This is a genomic window from Pseudomonas sp. TE21394, from assembly GCF_054057835.1.
Genome location: NZ_JBSRZR010000001.1, coordinates 4,109,975 through 4,126,956 on the forward strand (window position 1 = coordinate 4,109,975; position 16,982 = coordinate 4,126,956).

The 16,982-nt window shown below is 61.8% G+C and carries 20 protein-coding genes and 1 tRNA gene; 7 read left to right on the forward strand and 14 right to left on the reverse strand.

The features are described from left to right. Positions 1–95: 95 nt before the first annotated feature. From ACVWZT_RS18730 to ACVWZT_RS18745, 4 genes are all read right to left on the reverse strand, one after another. On the reverse strand, positions 96–281 hold the full coding sequence (locus tag ACVWZT_RS18730; RefSeq protein ID WP_296230680.1) for a hypothetical protein: 186 nt from the start codon (positions 279–281) through the stop codon (positions 96–98). Positions 282–572: 291 nt separating this feature from the next. Continuing rightward, complete coding sequence (locus ACVWZT_RS18735; protein WP_457470736.1) at positions 573–1,616, reverse strand: alpha/beta fold hydrolase; 1,044 nt, start codon at positions 1,614–1,616, stop codon at positions 573–575. 146 nt (positions 1,617–1,762) lie between these two features. Beyond that, a complete protein-coding gene (locus tag ACVWZT_RS18740; RefSeq protein ID WP_457470738.1) occupies positions 1,763–2,341 on the reverse strand; it encodes a cysteine hydrolase family protein in 579 nt (192 codons plus the stop codon). Positions 2,342–2,877: 536 nt separating this feature from the next. After that, positions 2,878–3,783, reverse strand: a complete 906-nt coding sequence (locus ACVWZT_RS18745; RefSeq protein WP_457470739.1) for a LysR substrate-binding domain-containing protein — start codon at positions 3,781–3,783, stop codon at positions 2,878–2,880. A gap of 98 nt (positions 3,784–3,881) precedes the next feature. On the opposite strand from ACVWZT_RS18745, the gene ACVWZT_RS18750 reads away from it, so the two are divergent. Beyond that, on the forward strand, positions 3,882–4,643 hold the full coding sequence (locus ACVWZT_RS18750; protein WP_457470740.1) for a sulfite exporter TauE/SafE family protein: 762 nt from the start codon (positions 3,882–3,884) through the stop codon (positions 4,641–4,643). 1 nt (position 4,644) lies between these two features. Here the strand turns inward: ACVWZT_RS18750 and ACVWZT_RS18755 are convergent, their stop codons facing one another. The 5 genes from ACVWZT_RS18755 to ACVWZT_RS18775 all read right to left on the reverse strand — a co-directional run bounded on the left by ACVWZT_RS18755 (position 4,645) and on the right by ACVWZT_RS18775 (position 9,250). After that, entirely contained in the window at positions 4,645–6,069 is a 1,425-nt protein-coding gene (locus tag ACVWZT_RS18755; protein ID WP_457472114.1) for a diguanylate cyclase, read from the reverse strand. 140 nt (positions 6,070–6,209) lie between these two features. Next, positions 6,210–8,039, reverse strand: coding sequence for an SLC13 family permease (locus tag ACVWZT_RS18760; protein ID WP_457470741.1), 1,830 nt, complete (start codon positions 8,037–8,039; stop codon positions 6,210–6,212). A 138-nt stretch (positions 8,040–8,177) separates the two neighbouring features. Next, positions 8,178–8,561: a glycine zipper domain-containing protein gene (locus ACVWZT_RS18765; protein ID WP_296230689.1), complete on the reverse strand. Its 384-nt coding sequence runs from the start codon at positions 8,559–8,561 to the stop codon at positions 8,178–8,180. 72 nt (positions 8,562–8,633) lie between these two features. Further along, a complete protein-coding gene (locus ACVWZT_RS18770) occupies positions 8,634–8,825 on the reverse strand; it encodes a hypothetical protein (protein ID WP_186687162.1) in 192 nt (63 codons plus the stop codon). Positions 8,826–8,959: 134 nt separating this feature from the next. Continuing rightward, positions 8,960–9,250: an RcnB family protein gene (locus ACVWZT_RS18775; protein ID WP_296230692.1), complete on the reverse strand. Its 291-nt coding sequence runs from the start codon at positions 9,248–9,250 to the stop codon at positions 8,960–8,962. A 113-nt stretch (positions 9,251–9,363) separates the two neighbouring features. On the opposite strand from ACVWZT_RS18775, the gene ACVWZT_RS18780 reads away from it, so the two are divergent. Beyond that, entirely contained in the window at positions 9,364–9,714 is a 351-nt protein-coding gene (locus tag ACVWZT_RS18780; RefSeq protein WP_457470743.1) for a hypothetical protein, read from the forward strand. 145 nt (positions 9,715–9,859) lie between these two features. On the opposite strand, the gene ACVWZT_RS18785 is transcribed toward ACVWZT_RS18780, so the two are convergent. The 4 genes from ACVWZT_RS18785 to ACVWZT_RS18800 form a co-directional block, all read right to left on the reverse strand. Continuing rightward, on the reverse strand, positions 9,860–10,627 hold the full coding sequence (locus ACVWZT_RS18785) for an SDR family oxidoreductase (protein WP_296230694.1): 768 nt from the start codon (positions 10,625–10,627) through the stop codon (positions 9,860–9,862). Positions 10,628–10,662: 35 nt separating this feature from the next. Further along, the gene (locus ACVWZT_RS18790) at positions 10,663–11,730 is read right to left on the reverse strand and encodes a phosphotransferase family protein (RefSeq protein WP_296230695.1); all 1,068 of its coding nucleotides are present in this window, start codon (positions 11,728–11,730) and stop codon (positions 10,663–10,665) included. A gap of 236 nt (positions 11,731–11,966) precedes the next feature. Continuing rightward, positions 11,967–12,284: an SCP2 sterol-binding domain-containing protein gene (locus tag ACVWZT_RS18795; protein WP_186687057.1), complete on the reverse strand. Its 318-nt coding sequence runs from the start codon at positions 12,282–12,284 to the stop codon at positions 11,967–11,969. Between the two features lie 56 nt (positions 12,285–12,340). Further along, positions 12,341–13,051, reverse strand: a complete 711-nt coding sequence (locus tag ACVWZT_RS18800; RefSeq protein WP_457470746.1) for a histidine phosphatase family protein — start codon at positions 13,049–13,051, stop codon at positions 12,341–12,343. A gap of 197 nt (positions 13,052–13,248) precedes the next feature. Between ACVWZT_RS18800 and sohB the strand changes: the two genes are divergently transcribed. The 4 genes from sohB to ACVWZT_RS18820 all read left to right on the forward strand — a co-directional run bounded on the left by sohB (position 13,249) and on the right by ACVWZT_RS18820 (position 14,946). Beyond that, positions 13,249–14,274 (forward strand): protease SohB, encoded by a 1,026-nt coding sequence (sohB, locus tag ACVWZT_RS18805; RefSeq protein WP_296230700.1) that lies wholly within the window; start codon positions 13,249–13,251, stop codon positions 14,272–14,274. A gap of 154 nt (positions 14,275–14,428) precedes the next feature. Next, positions 14,429–14,502, forward strand: a tRNA-Cys gene (locus ACVWZT_RS18810). A gap of 62 nt (positions 14,503–14,564) precedes the next feature. Beyond that, a complete protein-coding gene (locus ACVWZT_RS18815) occupies positions 14,565–14,714 on the forward strand; it encodes a hypothetical protein (protein ID WP_296230702.1) in 150 nt (49 codons plus the stop codon). Between the two features lie 46 nt (positions 14,715–14,760). Continuing rightward, entirely contained in the window at positions 14,761–14,946 is a 186-nt protein-coding gene (locus tag ACVWZT_RS18820; RefSeq protein WP_353853243.1) for a hypothetical protein, read from the forward strand. Positions 14,947–15,751: 805 nt separating this feature from the next. On the opposite strand, the gene ACVWZT_RS18825 is transcribed toward ACVWZT_RS18820, so the two are convergent. Continuing rightward, positions 15,752–16,255, reverse strand: coding sequence for a DUF6630 family protein (locus tag ACVWZT_RS18825; protein WP_457470749.1), 504 nt, complete (start codon positions 16,253–16,255; stop codon positions 15,752–15,754). A gap of 317 nt (positions 16,256–16,572) precedes the next feature. On the opposite strand from ACVWZT_RS18825, the gene ACVWZT_RS18830 reads away from it, so the two are divergent. Further along, positions 16,573–16,872 (forward strand): hypothetical protein, encoded by a 300-nt coding sequence (locus ACVWZT_RS18830; RefSeq protein ID WP_457470750.1) that lies wholly within the window; start codon positions 16,573–16,575, stop codon positions 16,870–16,872. The last annotated feature ends 110 nt before the right edge of the window (positions 16,873–16,982 follow it).

Below are 16,982 nucleotides of genomic sequence, written 5' to 3' on the forward strand. Positions count from 1 at the left end.
ACCCCCGGATATATCCGACCAACGGTTTGGATAAGGCGGTGGCGCGCCTTGTCTAAGCGCGCCGGTCTGGCTACCTGCGAACCCTTTCGTAGCGTCTATTGCAAGGTCATCGGCTTCATGCCGTCCGGTAGCTTGCGCAATGTCTCTTCAAGCCGGGCAATCGTCTCTGCGAGTTCATCCGCTTCCTTGTCCTTGCCCTCCCTTCTCAGGCGATCACGCTCCAGGCGCAGGTTGAGGAGATTTTTCTGCAGTTTCAGGGCCGAGGCGTTGAACGGATCCATGCTTTTCTCACGCTGTGGGCGTCCGTGCCGTTGTAGGAAAACTGGACCCTAACAGCTCGAATTTGCGGGAGAAACTGATGTTTCATACAGGCAATGCTTGCTGACGCGAATCTTCCTACTCTGCCTGGAAAAACATCCTACAAGCCACGTTTCAAACCATGTCTTTCCGGCCCGTCTCAACGCGCGAGGTAGCTGGCCGCTGCCGTTTTTGCACGAGGCAGGCCAGCAACTGCGCTTCACTCCGGCCTGCCATGCTTTTGAAACGTTATGTAGCAATTGCAGAGGCCAGCACTACATATGATCCGCATCCACAACCGCCTGGGTGAACGCCTGCGGAGCCTCCTGGGGCAGGTTGTGGCCAATGCCGCCGCTGATCAGCCGGTACTCGTACTTGCCGGTGAAGCGCTGTGCATACGCTGAGGCTGGTGGATGCGGGGCGCCGTTGGCGTCACCCTCCAAGGCAATGGTCGGCACGCCGATGCTGGGGAAGCGGGCCAGCCTGGCTTCAAGCGGGTCGTAGCGTGTTTCGCCCTGTGCCAGCCCCAGCCGCCAACGGTAGTTGTGCACGGTGATCGCCACCTGGTCGGGGTTGTCCAGGGCCTTGGCGCTGCGCTCGAAGGTGGCGTCGTCGAAGGCCCACTTCGGGGAAGCGGTTTGCCAGATCAGTTTGGCGAAGGCATGGCGGTTCTGCTCATAGCCGGCCTGGCCGCGTGCGGTGGCGAAGTAATACTGGTACCACCATTGCAGTTCGGCACTGGGGGGCAGGGGGGCCTTGGCTGCTTCCTGGCTGCTGATCAGGTAACCGCTGACCGACACCAGCGCCTTGACCCGCTCGGGCCACAGTGCCGAGACGATATCGGCAGTGCGTGCGCCCCAATCGAAGCCGGCGAGCACGGCACGCTGGATGTGCAGCGCGTCCATGAACGCGATGACGTCGCTGGCCAGCGCCGCGGGCTGTGCATTGCGTGGGGTGGCGGCAGACAGGAAACGGGTCTGGCCATAGCCGCGAACGTAGGGCACCAACACCCGGTAGCCTTTGGCGGCGAGGGCAGGCGCGACATGTTCGAAGCTGTGGATGTCGTAGGGCCAGCCATGCAACAGGATCACCACCGGGCCGTCGGCTGGGCCCTGCTCGACATAGGCCACGTCGAGCACGCCGGCGTTGATATGTTTCAGCGGGCCAAAGTCATCCTTCACGCTGGCGGCTGGCTGGACCTCCTGTGGCGCAGCCGTGGCGATATTCACCGACATCAGGCCAAGCGGCAACAGGGCACAGGCAAGCAGCGTACGGCTGAAACGGCGTGGCAGGGCGGTGCTCGGGTGGCGGGCAGACATTGGGCATCTCCTTGACGAAACCATCGGTGCGGGTTGATGGGCCCAGTAGAGAGGATGGCTGTATCGGTGATGTGTCCGCTCGGCGTGCAGCCGCGTGGTTGTGTATCAGGGTTCGGTCTGTACACATTAAGCTACAAACCGCAGCGTCAGCCGCCGCCGGCAAGCGCGCTGTCAGCCAGTACCTGTTCCGTGCGCAAGATCCATGCATAATCCAGGGCCAGGTTAGCCAGCGAAAGGGCGTGTACGTCCTCTGCGGGCCAAAGTCGGCCATGCAGGTCGTGCTGGTCGAAGGTGAAGCAGGCGTCTTCGACCACCACCGCATCGAAACCGAGGTTGCCCGCCGAGCGGGCAGTGGATTCCACGGAGTTGTTGGTAATGACCCCGGCGATGACCAGTTGGCTGATTCCGCGAGTGTGTAGCCAGCGCTCCAGGCCAGAGTTGGCGAAGGCATCGGGCACATGCTTGTCGAACACCGTTTCGCTCGCCAGTGGCCTGAACGCAGGCTGGAATTCGCAACCGGACTGCCCAGGCCAGAACACCGAATCCGGCGAGCGGGACAGGTGGCGTACATGCACCACCGGGCGCACCAGACGACGCCATGCAGCCAGCAACTCGCCAATGCGCAGTTCGGCTTCGGGATTGTTGCGCCGGCCCAGACGTGGGTGGTGGATGCCGGCCTGAAGGTCGATCAGCAGCAGGGCTGTGTTGTCGGTAAAAGCGGTCATGGCGGGTGGCACTCCCTGGCAGGTTCGAGCGGTTGACCCTAGCACAGCGTCGATGACAGGGCAGCCTGCGTGAACATCAGCCTGCGGGCTGTTGCGCAGCCCAGCGAGGCCAGCTGGGTTGGTCATCTGATCCGCTTTTTTTCCACAAACCTGAATCTGTAACCGTATCAGTCCAGATCGGACAATAGGCCCATTCCCGCATCCACACTGTTGAGGTTCCGATGGGCAAGCTCGCGCTGTTCCTGGGTGGTTTTCTGCTGTTGACCCTGCTGATAGGTATTCTTGGCACCATCCCGCCAAGCTGAACTCGATTCCTGCACTTCCCACCTCTGCGCGGCCTGCCCGGTTTCCCGGCGGGCCGGCTGCCGTTCGTTTTGGCCGATTCACCCTGCCGATTTGTACGATAAGTCGTTCTTTACGCTGGGAAATCTGTCCACAAAAAACGTGGGTAGGTCTGTGGATAAAGTGCTGCAAGCCAAGCCTGCGGCGGGCTCTGTTAAATTGAGCAGAATTTGAACAGCCGTTCCCGGGGCGTTTCAGCAGGCCATGCCGGCGCGGCGCAGGGCGCCAAGCAGGTCACGTACCCGCGCCGGTAGTTCGCCGGCGGGGTAGACGGCATGCATCTGCGGGTCCTGGCCGCTGCTGGAGGTCAGGCGATAATGCGGGCACACCCGCACCAGCCGCCCTGTCTTCACCTGTGCTTCGCCGACCCAGGCAGCCAGGCGAGCGATGCCCGCACCGGCCAGCGTGCTGTGGTACACCGCGTGGCCTGAGTCCAGGCGCAGCCTCGGTCTGGGGCGCAGGCTGGTGATCTGGCCGTCGCGACAGAAGTGCCAGGCTTTGAGGATCCGCGGCGCGGTGTGCAGGATCAGGGCATGCCTCTGGAGGTCTTCGGGGTGCTGTGGCGTGCCGGCCAATGCCAGGTATGCCGGGCTTGCATACAGGTGGCGCTGGTAATCCCACAGCGGGTAGCCAATCAACTCGCTCGATTGCGGAAAGGCGCCGCGCACCACGAAGTCGAACTTGCCTTGCAGCGGGTCGACGGCGCCGTCGTTGTACTGCACATCCAGGGTGACCTGCGGGTGGCAGCGGGAAAACTCGGCCAGCACCTGTGGCAGCATATGTTCGCCCAGCAGTTGCGGTACGGCGAAGCGAATCCAGCCTTGCGCACTGCCGCTGAGCGCGGCCAGTTCGTCGGCGGCATCACGTTGCACATCCAGCAAGCGTTCGGCGTGTGGCAGCAGGCGCTCACCGGCTTCGGTCAGGCTCACGGCGCTGGCGTTGCGGTTGAGCAGCTTGCTGCCAGCGTTATCTTCAAGCGCCTGTACCGCACGAGTCACTGCGCTGGGCGAGCGCCCCAGGGCGCGGGCCGCGGCGACGAAACTGCGCTTGTGCGCGACACTGACGAACGCTTGTATCTCCCGCAGCATGTCCAGTGCCATTGCCGGCTCCTTGTTGCAGTTTTCGCAATGCGGTATTTCACCACAAGTGCAGCACTTTGATTAGCCTTGCTGGCGTCTTCACTGCCTGGAACCGCATCATGATGGATATCGCTGTGCTTTCCGTGTTCGCCTTCGCCGCCGGGCTGATTGACGCCGCCGTCGGTGGCGGCGGGCTGATCCAGATTCCGGCCTTGTTCAACGTGTTGCCTACTGCGCAACCGGCGGCCCTGCTTGGTAGCAACAAGCTGGCTTCGGTATGCGGCACGGCCTTCGCGGCGCGTTCGTTCATCCGCAAGGTGACGCTGGACTGGGGGTTGATCGTGCCGGCTGCGCTCAGCGCCTTTGTCATGTCGTTTGCCGGGGCTGCCACGGTGTCGCTGGTACCGCCCAGCGTGATGCGCCCGGCGGTGCTGGTACTGATCGTGCTGATGGCGATCTACACCTTCTGCAAGAAGGATTTCGGCACCTTGCACAAACCCGCGAAGATCGGCCGCAAGGAACAGTGCCTGGCAGTGCTGATCGGCGGCGCGATCGGCTTTTACGACGGCCTGTTCGGGCCGGGTACCGGCAGCTTCCTGATCTTCCTGTTCATCCGCTTTTTCGCGTTGGACTTCCTGCACGCCTCGGCGTCGGCAAAGGTCGTGAACATCGCCACCAACCTGGCGGCACTGGTGTTTTTCGTGCCCTCGGGGAACGTGCTGTACGCCATCGCCTTGCCCATGGCAGCGTGCAACATCCTTGGCGCGCTCACCGGCACCTGGCTGGCGGTGCGCAAGGGCGCGGGTTTTGTCCGCGGGCTGTTCCTGGTGTTGTTGTGCGTGCTGATCACCAAGTTGTCGTGGGACTTGCTCGCCGGCTAGTTCAGATTACCTGGCGCTGTGCCTCGGCCTGTTCCACGCGGTTGCGGCCATGGGCCTTGGCCCGGTACAGCGCCTGATCGGCGAGCGCCAGCAGCGCGTCCAGGCTGGGAGCCGGGGTGTCGGCGGCACAACCGGCCACGCCGATGCTCACGGTAATCTGCAGGGGCTGGTCGGCCTGCATCACCTGCAGGTCCTGCACGGCGCGGCGCAGGCGTTCGGCAGTGAACTTGGCCCGCTCGGGCGCCAGCCCCGGCACGACCACAACGAACTCTTCGCCACCCATGCGGGCGAGCAATTCACCTTCGTGCAACTGATCTTGCAGGGTAGCGGCGAACTGGCGCAGCACCTGGTCACCTATGGCGTGGCCGTGGACATCGTTGATCGCCTTGAAATGGTCGATGTCCAGCATCATCAGGGTCAACGGCAGCGCCTGGGCGTGTTGCTGGCGGCTGTCCAGCAGGGCATTGGCGCGGCGGGTGAAGGCGCTGCGGGTGAGCACGCCGGTCAGGTGGTCGATGGTGGCCTGGTGCGCCAGGCGAGCCATGAGGCTGCGGTTGGCCTGGCTGACGCAGGCCACCACCAACGGCCCGAGCACCAGCATGGCGATGCCCAGTCGCGCCGACACCAGGGAGGTCACGCCCGGCTCGCTCTGCGGCACGATGAAATGCATGAGGTTTTGTGCCACGGCCACGATCAGTGTGCTGCCGGCAGTCAAGGTCAACAGCGCAACCAGAAAGGGTGAGTAGGTCCAGGCACACCACAGCAGCGCGGCAATCGGGAACGCGATGGCCCCGGGCCCACCGAAGGCAATGGCGAACGCCAGCGAGGCCAGCAGCACCAGCAGCGGCGCCAGGCGGATGGCCTCGGCGCCGCCGCGTAGCAGGGCGGGCGCCGAGGGCGCGGTGAGCAGCACTGGCAGCACCAGTACACTGGTCGAGAACTGTTCGCTGAACCAGGCCAGCCAGGTCGCCCGCAAGGATTGGTCGAACCAGGGGGCAGCCATCAGCGTGGCCATGCTGGCCGCTACCGCGGCGCCAGCGGCACTGGCGGCAAACATGCTGAGTACGCCGTGCGGGGTACGCATGCGCCGGTGCAGGCGCGGTAGGCGCGCAAGCAATTGCCACAGCGTGACGACCATGCCCAGGTTGCACAGGTTGAACCACAGCGCCGGTACCCAGGCGCTACCGCACAGCAGGTCGGCGCCCACCATGGCCAACCAGACCAGGGCGAAGCCGGCCAGGGTGGCCTGCCGGGGGAAACGCAGCAGCACCCCGGCCAGTACCGCATTGACCGGCCAGAACAACGACAGGGATTCGATCGGCCGGGCCAGGATACCGCCCACCGTCAGGGCAAAGGTCAGGGTGAGCAGAATGACGAGGTGCAACAAGCGCGATTGGGCTGGAAAAACCATGGGCTCGACCGGCAAAGCGGAAACGAAATCCAGGACAACGGCTGGACGCACCTGGGGCAATGACGCATCAGTGTGTTTCGTCAGGGGACTTGATGTCAATCTGCCCCCGATCGGGCTGGATGATGTCAAACTGCCGTCACCGCTTGCGACGCGCCTCACAGCCTGAAGAACCAAGGCACCATCAACACGGTCACCAGCATCACCAGCAGCGTGAACGGCACGCCGACCTTGACGAAATCGGCAAAGCGATATTGTCCAGGGCCCAGCACCAGCGTATTGACTGGCGAGGAAACCGGCGTCATGAACGCGGCCGAGGCGGCCAGCGCCACGGTCATGGCGAACGGGTAGGGTGACATGCCCAACTGCGCGGCGGTGCTGACGGCTACCGGGGCCATCAATACCGCAGTGGCGGTGTTGGAGATGAACAGGCCGATCAGCGCAGTGACCGCAAACAGGCAGGCCAGGATGGCGCCAGGGCCCGCACCGCCGAGTACGCTGACCAGCCCGCCCACGGCCAGGTCGATGCCGCCGGTTTTCTGCAGTGCCTGGGCAAAGGGCAGCATGCCGACGATCAGTACCAGGCTCTGCCAGTGGATGGCCCGGTAGGCGCTGTTCATGTCGATGCAGCGGCCTGCGCCCATCAGCAGGCAGCCGATCAGCGCGGCGATGACGTTGGGTACCGCGCCGCTGACCATCAGGCCGACCATCACTGCCAGGCTCAGCAGCGCCTGCGGTGCGCGCCTGCGGGCGGGCGCGACCAGGTCGATTTCCGCAGGCAGGCTCAGGACCAGAAAGTCCTTGGGCCGGCTTTGCAGCTGGCGCACCGCCTTCCACGGTCCGACTACCAGCAGGGTGTCGCCCAGGCGCAGCTTCTCTTCCACCAGTTGCGCCTCGATCGCTGCCTGCTCGCGGCGCAGGCCGACCACGTTGAGGTCGAAGCGCGTGCGGAAGGCCAGCTCGAGAATGCTCTTGCCGATCAGTTGCGAGCCTGGCGGTAGCGAGACCTCGGCCATGCCCAGCTCCTGGGACTGGTCAATGAAGTAGGCGGCCTTGAAGTGCAATGGCTCCAGTTGCATGGCCTGGCACAGGCTGCGCAGGTCGTCCCGGTTGGCAAACAGATCCAGCAGCAGCACGTCGCCCTGCTGCAGCACGGTGCCGGAGTCGGCGGCGATCACCCGGGTGGTGAACTTGTGCTGGCGCTCGATACCGATCACGTTGGCGCCATGCCGCGTACGCAGTTCCAGCTCGCCCAGGGTATGGCCTATCAATGGCGAGTGCGGGCGGATGCGCAGGCGCCGTTCACGGCCGCTGAGCTTGTAGTCCAGCACCAGGTCGAGCAAGGTGCGACGGCTTTCCACCCGGCCGTCCTTGCGCACCTCGCCATTTAGCCAATGCCGGGTCAGCAGCATGTAGCCGATGCCCAGCACCAGCACCACCAGGCCGAACGGGGTGAAGCTGAAGAAGCTGAAGCCCACTTCGCCATGGCGCACCAGCTCGCTGTGCACCACCACGTTGGGCGGCGTTGCCACCAGGCTGAGCATGCCGCTGATCAGGCCGGCGAAGGCCAGCGGCATCATCAGGCGGCTGGGCGAAAGCTGCAGGCGCGCGGCGATGCTCAGCACCACCGGAATGAAGATGGCCACCACGCCAGTGGAACTCATGATCGACCCCAGCCCCGCCACGGCCACCATCAGCAGCACCAGCAAACGAGCTTCGCTGTTGCCGGCACGCTCGCTCATCCACTCGCCGATGCGGTAGGCAATACCGGTGCGCACCAGGCCTTCACCGATTACGAACAGGGCGGCGATCAGCACTACGTTGGGGTCACTGAAGCCGGCCAGGGCCTGCTCCACGGTCAGGATGCCCGACAGTGGCAGGGCGAGTATCACCAATAGCGCGACCACGTCCATGCGCGGGCGGTTGATGACGAACAGGACGATGACGATGGCCAGCAGGCCGAGGACCCAGAGCAGCTCTTGGTTCATGGGGAGGGGGTGTTCCTTCACACGGGGGCACGTTAGACAGTAGCAGGCAGTGTGCCGGATTGTGCTGAAGGAGATATTGATGTACTGCAGGGTCGGCAAAACAGAAGGGGCCGCATGGCGGCCCCTTGGTCACCGCGATCAGTGACGGTGACGGTGACGGCGGCCGCCATTGTCGCCCAGGTGGTTGCCGATGGCACCACCGGCCGCGCCGCCCAGGCCGGCACCCACGGTAGAACCGGTCTTGCCGCCCACCGCGCCGCCCAGCAGCGAACCGCCAGCCGAGCCCAGGCCACCGCCGATGGCAGCTTCGGTACGGTTGCCTTTGCGTGCGCCTACTGCACTGCCGGCTGCGCCGCCGAGGCCGGCACCAATGGCCGCCCCGGTGCGGCCGCCGATCTGTTGGCCGACAACGTTACCCAGGACACCACCCAGGCCACCGCCAATGGCGGCAGTACCGTCACCGGCGAAAGCGCCCTGGCACAGCAGCAGGCCAAAGGCAAGGGAAGGCAGAGTCAGACGCATGATACGAACCTCGAAGGAGTCATCAGGTAAAGGTGCCGCGCAATGGGCGGCGGGTCAGGGGAAAAAGACGCTTCAGCGGTAGTAGCGGTCACCGCGGTAATCACGGTCGTCATCATCGTCGTCATGGCGATCATGCCGATGGTGGTGACGGTGCTCATGGTCGCGGTCCCGCCAGCCATCGTCATCGTCATGGTAGCGATGGCTATGGCAGCCGGCGGTAAGCAGGACAACGGCGATCAGCGAAAGGCTTGCAAGACGGGGTATCACGATATAGGTCCTTGATCCGCAATGGTTTACGGCACACCCCCTGAGACTGAAAATGCTCCATTTGGTTTCGCTGGCAGGCAAAAAATAATTGCCGTGCCAGCGATGAGCTGCTTGGCCTGATGCGGGTAGGTTCAGCGTGCTGGCTGGATCGCCAGCACGACACCATTGGTGATCTGCACCAGCACGTAGTGGTCGCCCATGCGTACCCAATGGCTTTCCTTTTCCGGTGCCGGCAGGCCTTTGGCTTTCCAGTTCGTGAGCGCCTGGTCGTCGCGCTTGTACTGGTCAGGCGCCTTGTCGCCGACCTTGAGTTCGCGGTTGTGGGTTTCCGGGGCGGTGATGCTTTCTTCGCTGGACGGGGCGGCGCTAACGGCCAGGGGCAGGCAAGGCAGGGCGGCAAGAAGCAGGTAGTGCAGTTTCATGACGATTCCTCGTAACGACGTGTATTAGCTGCGACAGCGGTTTGCGCCTGGCAATTCACTCGCGATGCCTGCCAATGCTAGAGTCGCCTTCTTTTTAACCCTGAGGATGGAACATGCGTGCGATTCTGCCGATGGCCGCGGCGCTGATGCTGGTGGGTTGTGCTTCTGCAACCATGGAAACGGCCCGCGACGGCAAGCCGACCGCGCAACTCGACTCGCACAAGGCGCCGCAACTGGTAGCCCAGTGCATCCAGTTCAGCTGGCAGGAGGAGAAGGTGTTTGGCGACGACGCCAGCGGCTACCTGGAACCGCGCGAGCAGGGCGGGTTCACGGTTTATACCCGTGAAGCCGAAGCGTTCGTGGATGTGTACCCGCAAGCCGGTGGGGCACGGGTGGATTTCTACGCGCAGAACAACGACGGCGTGGCCCTGCAGCGCCGTGCGGCGGCGGCGACCTGCCTGTAACGCGCCGAATGGCAGGCCGAAGGCACAACGCCCGTCCCTGTGGGAGCAGGCTCACCCGCTAATGCGACATTGGCCGTCCCGGCGCATTCGCGGGTGAACCCGCTCCCACAGGGGCCGCGCGAACCTTATGGCTGCAGAACCCTGATCAGGACAGATATCCCCCGTCGACATTGAGCGCCGTGCCGGTGGTGTAGCTGGAGGCATCGCTGGCCAGGTACAACACGGCGCCGGCCATCTCTTTAGGGTCGGCTACGCGTTTGAGCGGGATCTGCTGCAACGCGGCGTTGCGGATGGCGTCATTCTTCACCAGTGCCGAGGCGAACTTGGTGTCGGTAAGGCCCGGCAACAGGGCGTTGCAGCGGATGCCGAACGGCGCACATTCCTTGGCGAAGACCTTGGTCATGTTGATGACCGCCGCCTTGGTCACCGAATAGATGCCCTGGAACAGGCCCGGCGACACCCCGTTTATCGATGCGACGTTGATGATGCTGCCGCCGCCCTGCTCGCGCATCAGCTTGCCGGCCTCCACCGACATGAAGAAGTAGCCACGGATGTTGACGTCCACGGTCTTCTGGAATGCGCCCGGGTCGGTGTCCAGCACGTTGCAGAACTGCGGGTTGGTCGCCGCATTGTTGACCAGGATGTCCAGCCGACCGAACTGTTCGCGAATGCCGGCAAACACCTGCTGGATCTGCTCCAGTTCGCCAATGTGGCAAGCCACCGCCGTGGCCTTGCCACCGGCGGCGATGATGGCGTCGGCGACCTGCTGGCAGCCATCGAGCTTGCGGCTGGACACAATCACATGGGCGCCCTGTTGCGCCAGCAGATGGGCAATCGCTTCGCCGATGCCACGGCTGGCGCCGGAAACGAAGGCGATCTTGCCATCGAGGTCGAACAGGTGGGTCTTGGACATGCTGTTTTCCTTGTTATCCGTCGTCGAGGTCGGGCTCAGAGGCTGGACTTGGCAATGACCTGCAGGGTCATTTGCTCCAGCAGGCGGTTCATGTGAATGAACTGGGCGAAACGCTTGTCCTGGGTCTGGCCGTGGTAATAGCGGTAGTAGATCTGCTGGACGATGCCGGCCAGGCGGAACAGGCCATAGCAATAGTAGAAGTCAAAGTTGTCCAGGCGGATGCCGGCGCGCTCGGCGTAGTAGTCGACGAACTGGCGGCGGCTGAGCATGCCCGGCGCATTACTGGGCTGGCGGCGCATCAGTTGCACCGGCGCCGGGTCATCGGCCTCGATCCAGTAGGCCAGGCTGTTGCCCAGGTCCATCAGCGGGTCGCCGAGGGTGGCCATTTCCCAGTCCAGTACACCGATGATGCGCATGGGGTTTACGGCATCGAGGATCACGTTGTCGAAACGGTAGTCGTTGTGCACGATGGCCGGGCGTGGGTGGTCCGCAGGCATCTTTTCGTGCAGCCAGGCGGTCACCTGTTCCCAACGCGGGGCATCCGGGGTCAGGGCCTTTTCATAGCGGCTGGTCCAGCCTTCGATCTGGCGCTGTACATAGCCTTGCGGCTTGCCGAGGTCGGCAAGGCCGCAGGCGTTGTAGTCCACCTGGTGCAACTCTACCAGGCGGTCGATGAAGCTTTTGCACAGGGCCTCGGTGCGCGGGGCATCGAGGTCCAGTTCGGCCGGGATGTCCGAACGCAGGATGATGCCGTTGACCCGCTCCATGACATAGAACTCGCCGCCAATCAGGCTGCTGTCGGTGCAGTGCACGTAGGCCTTGGGGCAGTACGGGAAGCCGCTGTTCAACTGGTTGAGAATACGGAACTCGCGGCCCATGTCGTGGGCCGACTTGGCCTTTTGGCCAAACGGCGGGCGGCGCAGCACGAAGTCGCGGCCCGGGTAGCTGACCAGATAGGTAAGGTTGGAGGCGCCTCCGGGGAACTGGGTGATGCGCGGCAGGCCGTGCAGGCCGGGGATATTGGCCTTGAGGTAAGGGTCGATGACGGCTGCATCAAGTTCTTCGCCGGGGCGTACCTGGGTGGACTGGTCGGTGAGCGTCATGCGTTTTCCTTATTCTCGATCGCAAGGACTATTGGCTAATCTAATGCGCTGGTGAGGTTGGAACAAGCGTGCCAATTGCCAAATAGGTGCGGGTGTTGCTGCACGATCAACTGCCTTGATGAAAGCTGCGCTGATCGCCTGGTGCGCTGCTACAAAAGCAAGCTCAGCCTGGCGAGGGCAAAAAAAAACCGAAGCCATTCAGGCTTCGGTTTTCCATCAGGCGGTATCCCCAGCCCTCAGGACGGGAACAGCTCGCTGAGCTTCATCGACAGCATCATGTCGCCTTCGACGCGCAGCTTGCCGCTCATGAATGCCTGCATGCCGTCGGTTTCGCCGCTGACGATACCCTTCAGGGTTTCGCTGTCCATGACCAGCGTGCAGTTGGCATCCGGGTTTTCGCCTTCCTGCAGGTCGCAGGTGCCGTCCTTGACGATCAGCGCGTAGTGCTTGTCTTCGTCGGTGATGTTGAAGCCGAACACCAGGTCCAGGCCGGCGGCAGCGGATGGGTTGAACTTCTCTTGCATCTTTTTGACGGCATCAGCTACGGAGGTCATGGCGCATTCCTTATAGAGTGATTTACATGTCCCCGCAGGGACACAACAAGCCGGGCTCATCGATAGGTGACAAGCTCCGGCGCCTTCAACAGCTGCACATGGGCCTGGCTGTTGAAGGAAGCCAGTGCCACGTCGCGGCCGCGGAACTTCAGCTGGCTGAGCGACGTGTTGATGATCTGCCAGTTCAGCGCGAACGCCTGGCCGGGGGTAATGCAGGTAACCAGGTGGAGCAGGGCGGCAATGGTGCCGCCCGAGGTGAAGATGGCGATATTGTCACCGCCGCCGGCGGCATCGAGCACACGCTGCAGGCCACCTTGCACCCGGGCGGTGAAGGCCTGCCAGGTCTCCAGGCCATCGTCGGTACGCTCGCCCTCGTACCAGCGCTGCACCATCAGTGCGAACAGGCGCTGGAATTCGCTGCGATGCTGTGCGCCGTTACGCAGGATGTGCAGGGCGTCGGGTTCGTCCGGTAGCAGCCCGGGCAACAGGGCGCGGATCACGCCGTCGGCGTCGAACTCATTGAACGCTGCGTCGGTCTCAACAGCCGGCACCGGGCAACCGCTGGCATGCAAGGCTGCCAATGCCAGGCGCGCGGTATCCTGCTGGCGGCGCAGGTCGCCGGCCACGCAGCGGTCCAGGCGCAGGCCGAGCTGGGCCAGGTGTTCGCCCAGGGCCTGACTTTGGCGCACACCCACGGGTGAGAGGACGTCGTAGTCTTTGGCGCCGAAGGAGGCTTGGCCATGTCGGATCAAGTAGAGGTTGCCCACGAAAGGTTCCGGCCTGTTGGAGGTTGCTGCGAGGTTAGGATGCGGCACACGGGCTGTCAACGAAAAAACATACAAGCGTTTGAAAAGGTTGTTTGAAAGATGTTGCCAGCGTTTGCACTGGCTGGCAGCACCTGAGGCGCAACGGTATGCTTGCTACAGTTACGCGCCGTTGTGGCGCAGGTATTTAAGGAGTCAATGTGGAGTTTCTTGCCGAATACGCAAGCTTTCTCGCCAAAACCGCCACCCTGGTCATCGCCATCCTCGTGGTGCTGTCGGCCATTGCCGGGCTGCGGGGCAAAGGGCGGCGTAAACCGGGTGGGCAATTGCAGGTCACCCGCCTGAACGAATTCTACAAGGACCTGCGTGAGCGCCTGGAGTCCGGCCTGCTCGACAAGACCCAGCTCAAGGCGTTGCGCAAGCAACAGGCCAAGGCAGAAAAACAGCAGCAGAAGAAGAAGGGCAAGGCCGAGGAAAAGGGTCGGGTCTTCGTCCTCGACTTCGATGGCGACATCAAAGCCTCTGCCACCGAAAGCCTGCGCAACGAAATCACCGCACTGCTGACCCTGGCCACCCCGCAGGACGAGGTGGTACTGCGCCTGGAAAGCGGGGGAGGCCTGGTACACAGCTATGGCCTGGCCGCATCGCAGCTGGCGCGTATTCGTCAGGCCGGTATTCCGTTGACCGTGTGCATCGACAAGGTGGCTGCCAGCGGCGGCTACATGATGGCCTGCATTGGCGAAAAGATTGTCAGCGCACCGTTCGCCGTGCTGGGTTCCATCGGCGTCGTTGCGCAACTGCCCAACGTCAACCGCCTGCTGAAAAAGCACGACATCGATTTCGAAGTGCTCACCGCTGGTGAGTACAAGCGCACCCTGACCGTGTTCGGCGAGAACACCGAGAAGGGGCGGGAGAAGTTCCAGGAAGACCTGGACATCACCCATCAGCTGTTCAAGGATTTCGTCGCCCGTTATCGCCCGCAACTGCACATCGACGAAGTGGCCACCGGTGAGGTCTGGCTGGGCGTCGCGGCACTCAACCGCAAGCTGGTGGACGAGTTGCAGACCAGCGACGAGTATCTCAGCGAACGCGCGCGCACGGCCAACCTGTTCCATTTGCACTATGCCGAACGCAAGAGCCTGCAGGAGCGCATCGGCATGGCGGCCAGCGGCACGGTGGAAAACACCGTGGTGGGTTTATGGAGTAAACTCGGCCGCCTGCGCTAACACCTTGAACCCGTTGAAATTTTTTTTCGTTCAGGGGGTTGCAAGGTTAAACGAATGCAGACATAATGGCGCCCATCGAAACGCAGCAAACCTTGAAAAAGGTTCACCGTTTCAAGGAGATAGCGAAGCGCAAGCCGCTAGATCCGAACTTTGAGGCCGAGTAGCAAAGTGGTTATGCTCCGGATTGCAAATCCGTCTACGCCGGTTCGATTCCGACCTCGGCCTCCACCATTCGAAAGCCCCGCAGATTAACGTCTGCGGGGTTTTTCTTTTATGGGTCGGAAAATGCCATGAGCACCTGCAAATGTAGCGGTAGAGCGGCGGCGGCAGGTTTGGCTCATGGGTTTCTGAGCAAAATTGCAGAATTTGGTATTTATTTTGCGGGCATTTTTCAGTATCTGGCTTTAATTGCCAGGGATTCTGCACAATTGCCTGTATAATGACTGCCTAGCCGTTTTCTGCGGCTTTACACGTTGAGGTAGCTTTATGCACCAGGCCATATCCCCCGAGACGCAGCGTGCCCATGAGCGCTTGAATGAACAGACCGAGCGGTTCATCAAGCAGGGAGGCCAGATCGAGAGCGTTCCCTCTGGAGTCAGCGGAGTGCTAGCGAGCAAGCCGAAGGTCGTTTGGACCAACCCTCACACGGCCAAGCCCATCCACAAGCGATAGCACGTTCAAAAACAGCACTGCTTGGTTGCTCCATAGCGAATGCGAGGGCACAAGTATGGTTGAGGCACCTAGTGATTTGGATATTGCCGGGTGGATTGGAGTCAGCGAGACGGATGTCGCTCTTTACCGGGGTGATACATTTCGATTGAAGGATGGTTCGTGGCTCATCCATTTTTCTTTCGCAATGCCCCGCGAGCTTCGCCACAGCCTTACTGGCAGTTTCACCCTCCTTGTAAAAGCTGAAAACCCAGGCGACAGGCGTATGAGCGAGTTGGATTGAGCATACGATCTGGACTCAAGCTCATTCCAAGCCTTGTCCCGGTGGTCCGTTTTAAACCGCCTGAAAGCGTTGGAGGCGCATACTTCAAATAGCTCAGTACTTCTGAGCATTGAGAGGTGTGTATGTGCAGAGACAGGTATGGTGTAGATAGCGAAAGACAGTGCTGCCAGCCAGCCGGTAATGAAGGTCCGCTACAGAGATCAATCGCTCACAACGGAACCGTTTGCCAAGAGGAGCGTGACGACAACTTCGACACCCTCCCTTGCGAAGAGGGCATAAGCAGGGGCCGCCGGACCCACCGAGGGTATCCCATGCGCAGCGTTATGGTTATCACAAGCGCCCATTGGAATAACGTCCAGCTGTAGATGGGCATTGATGAAAGGATCGGGCCCCGGGGGATAACTGAACCCGCCGAAGGCGCCCTGCGGGCGTTGAGTTGCGGACTTGACCTTCATAGGCGACGCATCATGGATGCTGCGAGAATAAGGCGCTAGCGCACATGGCATTTCAGCCTGCCAATGTGCCTCAAAAGGGATCGAGCCGTGCATCGATGCCGGCCTGCCTGGCCAGAGTAATAAGGTCTTCGACGCCTTCTTGTTCAATTATGCAGCCCACGTAATCGGCGCCGCCTGTGTCCATATGCACAAAGCGCTTTCCGAACCCGCTTAGCCATTGATCGAAATCGATCAGCACCTGCATCAGTGATTGTGTACCTTCCAGCTTGTAGGCATAAACCTGGTCAATACCGCTGGCTTCAACCAGCTTCGGTGCCTGGTACTCGAAATCATCGAAGCCACGCACATCCACGGCCATGAGAATCAGATGATTGAGTGGCTGGCCTTTCTCAGCGTCCAGAAGACCGCTTGCGAGCGCGGTGGCTGGATCCTCTCCCTGGTTGTAATAGCGCAATACCCTTCTGACGAGACGCATGCGTTCTTTTTCTGGCAGACGCGCCAACAAGGCTTGGGTGAATACTTTCAACTGGGCACGCAGTGGATAAAGCTCTCGCATTATCGCGGCGTCGCTCATCCGTGGTTCATCGGGTGGAGGTTGTGTGAAGCGACCGCCAAACAATCGACTGAACAAGCCCATTCCGTTCATTCCCCTTGGTCAGTGAAGCCAGTTGCAAAGCTTACCCCAGCGGTTCAGTGACAGCGAACAGGGTCCAGGTGATATCACCGGTCATTTTCAAGGTTGCCATATCGCGGCAACTGTCCAAGGAGGGCTAAAAACAGCCGGTGGTCCGATTCCGTTCTCGAACTGGGTTACAGCGATTGCGTGCCGCCTCGCTTTCGCTATGGTGAAAGTTCACCAATGGCATACAACTAAAGTCGTAGGAGGCTGACATGAGAAATCGCGGTGAAGTTTTCTGGGAGTGGGCTGATCCGACCCTTCACCACCGCACTCACAACGAGACCCTCAGCGATGGAACGTACATAGATGTTCAAGTGCGACTGTCGCGCACGGGTAAAACACAGATGTTCATTGGGGTGTACGCCGCACGCGGCATGGCCCTTCACGAAGAGGCAATTGAATCGCGCCCCGGTGAATCCATGACCAGGGCTTTGGCCTGGGGTGTGGGCCGGGCTCGCCGCATTGCCACTGACACGCAGCCGCAGTTCGACCGGGTCGTCTGCTCAAAATAGAAGCGAGAGGCGGGTCAGTGGTGAGAACAAATGGGCGCTGGGCTAATCGTTCCGATTTCAGCATTTGCGCCGTCGCCACCCCCCCCGCACTGCAATGCCTCGTTTGTCGC

Coding starts and splice junctions, on each gene's coding strand:
- ACVWZT_RS18740 (WP_457470738.1), bottom strand. CDS start 2,341: ATGACCGCTTTTACCGACAACACAGCCCTGCTGCTGATCGACCTTCAG.
- ACVWZT_RS18775 (WP_296230692.1), bottom strand. CDS start 9,250: ATGAAACTGCACTACCTGCTTCTTGCCGCCCTGCCTTGCCTGCCCCTG.
- ACVWZT_RS18790 (WP_296230695.1), bottom strand. CDS start 11,730: ATGACGCTCACCGACCAGTCCACCCAGGTACGCCCCGGCGAAGAACTT.
- ACVWZT_RS18760 (WP_457470741.1), bottom strand. CDS start 8,039: ATGAACCAAGAGCTGCTCTGGGTCCTCGGCCTGCTGGCCATCGTCATC.
- ACVWZT_RS18825 (WP_457470749.1), bottom strand. CDS start 16,255: ATGAGCGACGCCGCGATAATGCGAGAGCTTTATCCACTGCGTGCCCAG.
- ACVWZT_RS18750 (WP_457470740.1), top strand. CDS start 3,882: ATGATGGATATCGCTGTGCTTTCCGTGTTCGCCTTCGCCGCCGGGCTG.
- ACVWZT_RS18830 (WP_457470750.1), top strand. CDS start 16,573: ATGAGAAATCGCGGTGAAGTTTTCTGGGAGTGGGCTGATCCGACCCTT.
- ACVWZT_RS18745 (WP_457470739.1), bottom strand. CDS start 3,783: ATGGCACTGGACATGCTGCGGGAGATACAAGCGTTCGTCAGTGTCGCG.
- ACVWZT_RS18735 (WP_457470736.1), bottom strand. CDS start 1,616: ATGTCTGCCCGCCACCCGAGCACCGCCCTGCCACGCCGTTTCAGCCGT.
- ACVWZT_RS18820 (WP_353853243.1), top strand. CDS start 14,761: ATGCACCAGGCCATATCCCCCGAGACGCAGCGTGCCCATGAGCGCTTG.
- ACVWZT_RS18765 (WP_296230689.1), bottom strand. CDS start 8,561: ATGCGTCTGACTCTGCCTTCCCTTGCCTTTGGCCTGCTGCTGTGCCAG.
- ACVWZT_RS18730 (WP_296230680.1), bottom strand. CDS start 281: ATGGATCCGTTCAACGCCTCGGCCCTGAAACTGCAGAAAAATCTCCTC.
- ACVWZT_RS18780 (WP_457470743.1), top strand. CDS start 9,364: ATGCGTGCGATTCTGCCGATGGCCGCGGCGCTGATGCTGGTGGGTTGT.
- ACVWZT_RS18795 (WP_186687057.1), bottom strand. CDS start 12,284: ATGACCTCCGTAGCTGATGCCGTCAAAAAGATGCAAGAGAAGTTCAAC.
- ACVWZT_RS18785 (WP_296230694.1), bottom strand. CDS start 10,627: ATGTCCAAGACCCACCTGTTCGACCTCGATGGCAAGATCGCCTTCGTT.
- ACVWZT_RS18815 (WP_296230702.1), top strand. CDS start 14,565: ATGAGCACCTGCAAATGTAGCGGTAGAGCGGCGGCGGCAGGTTTGGCT.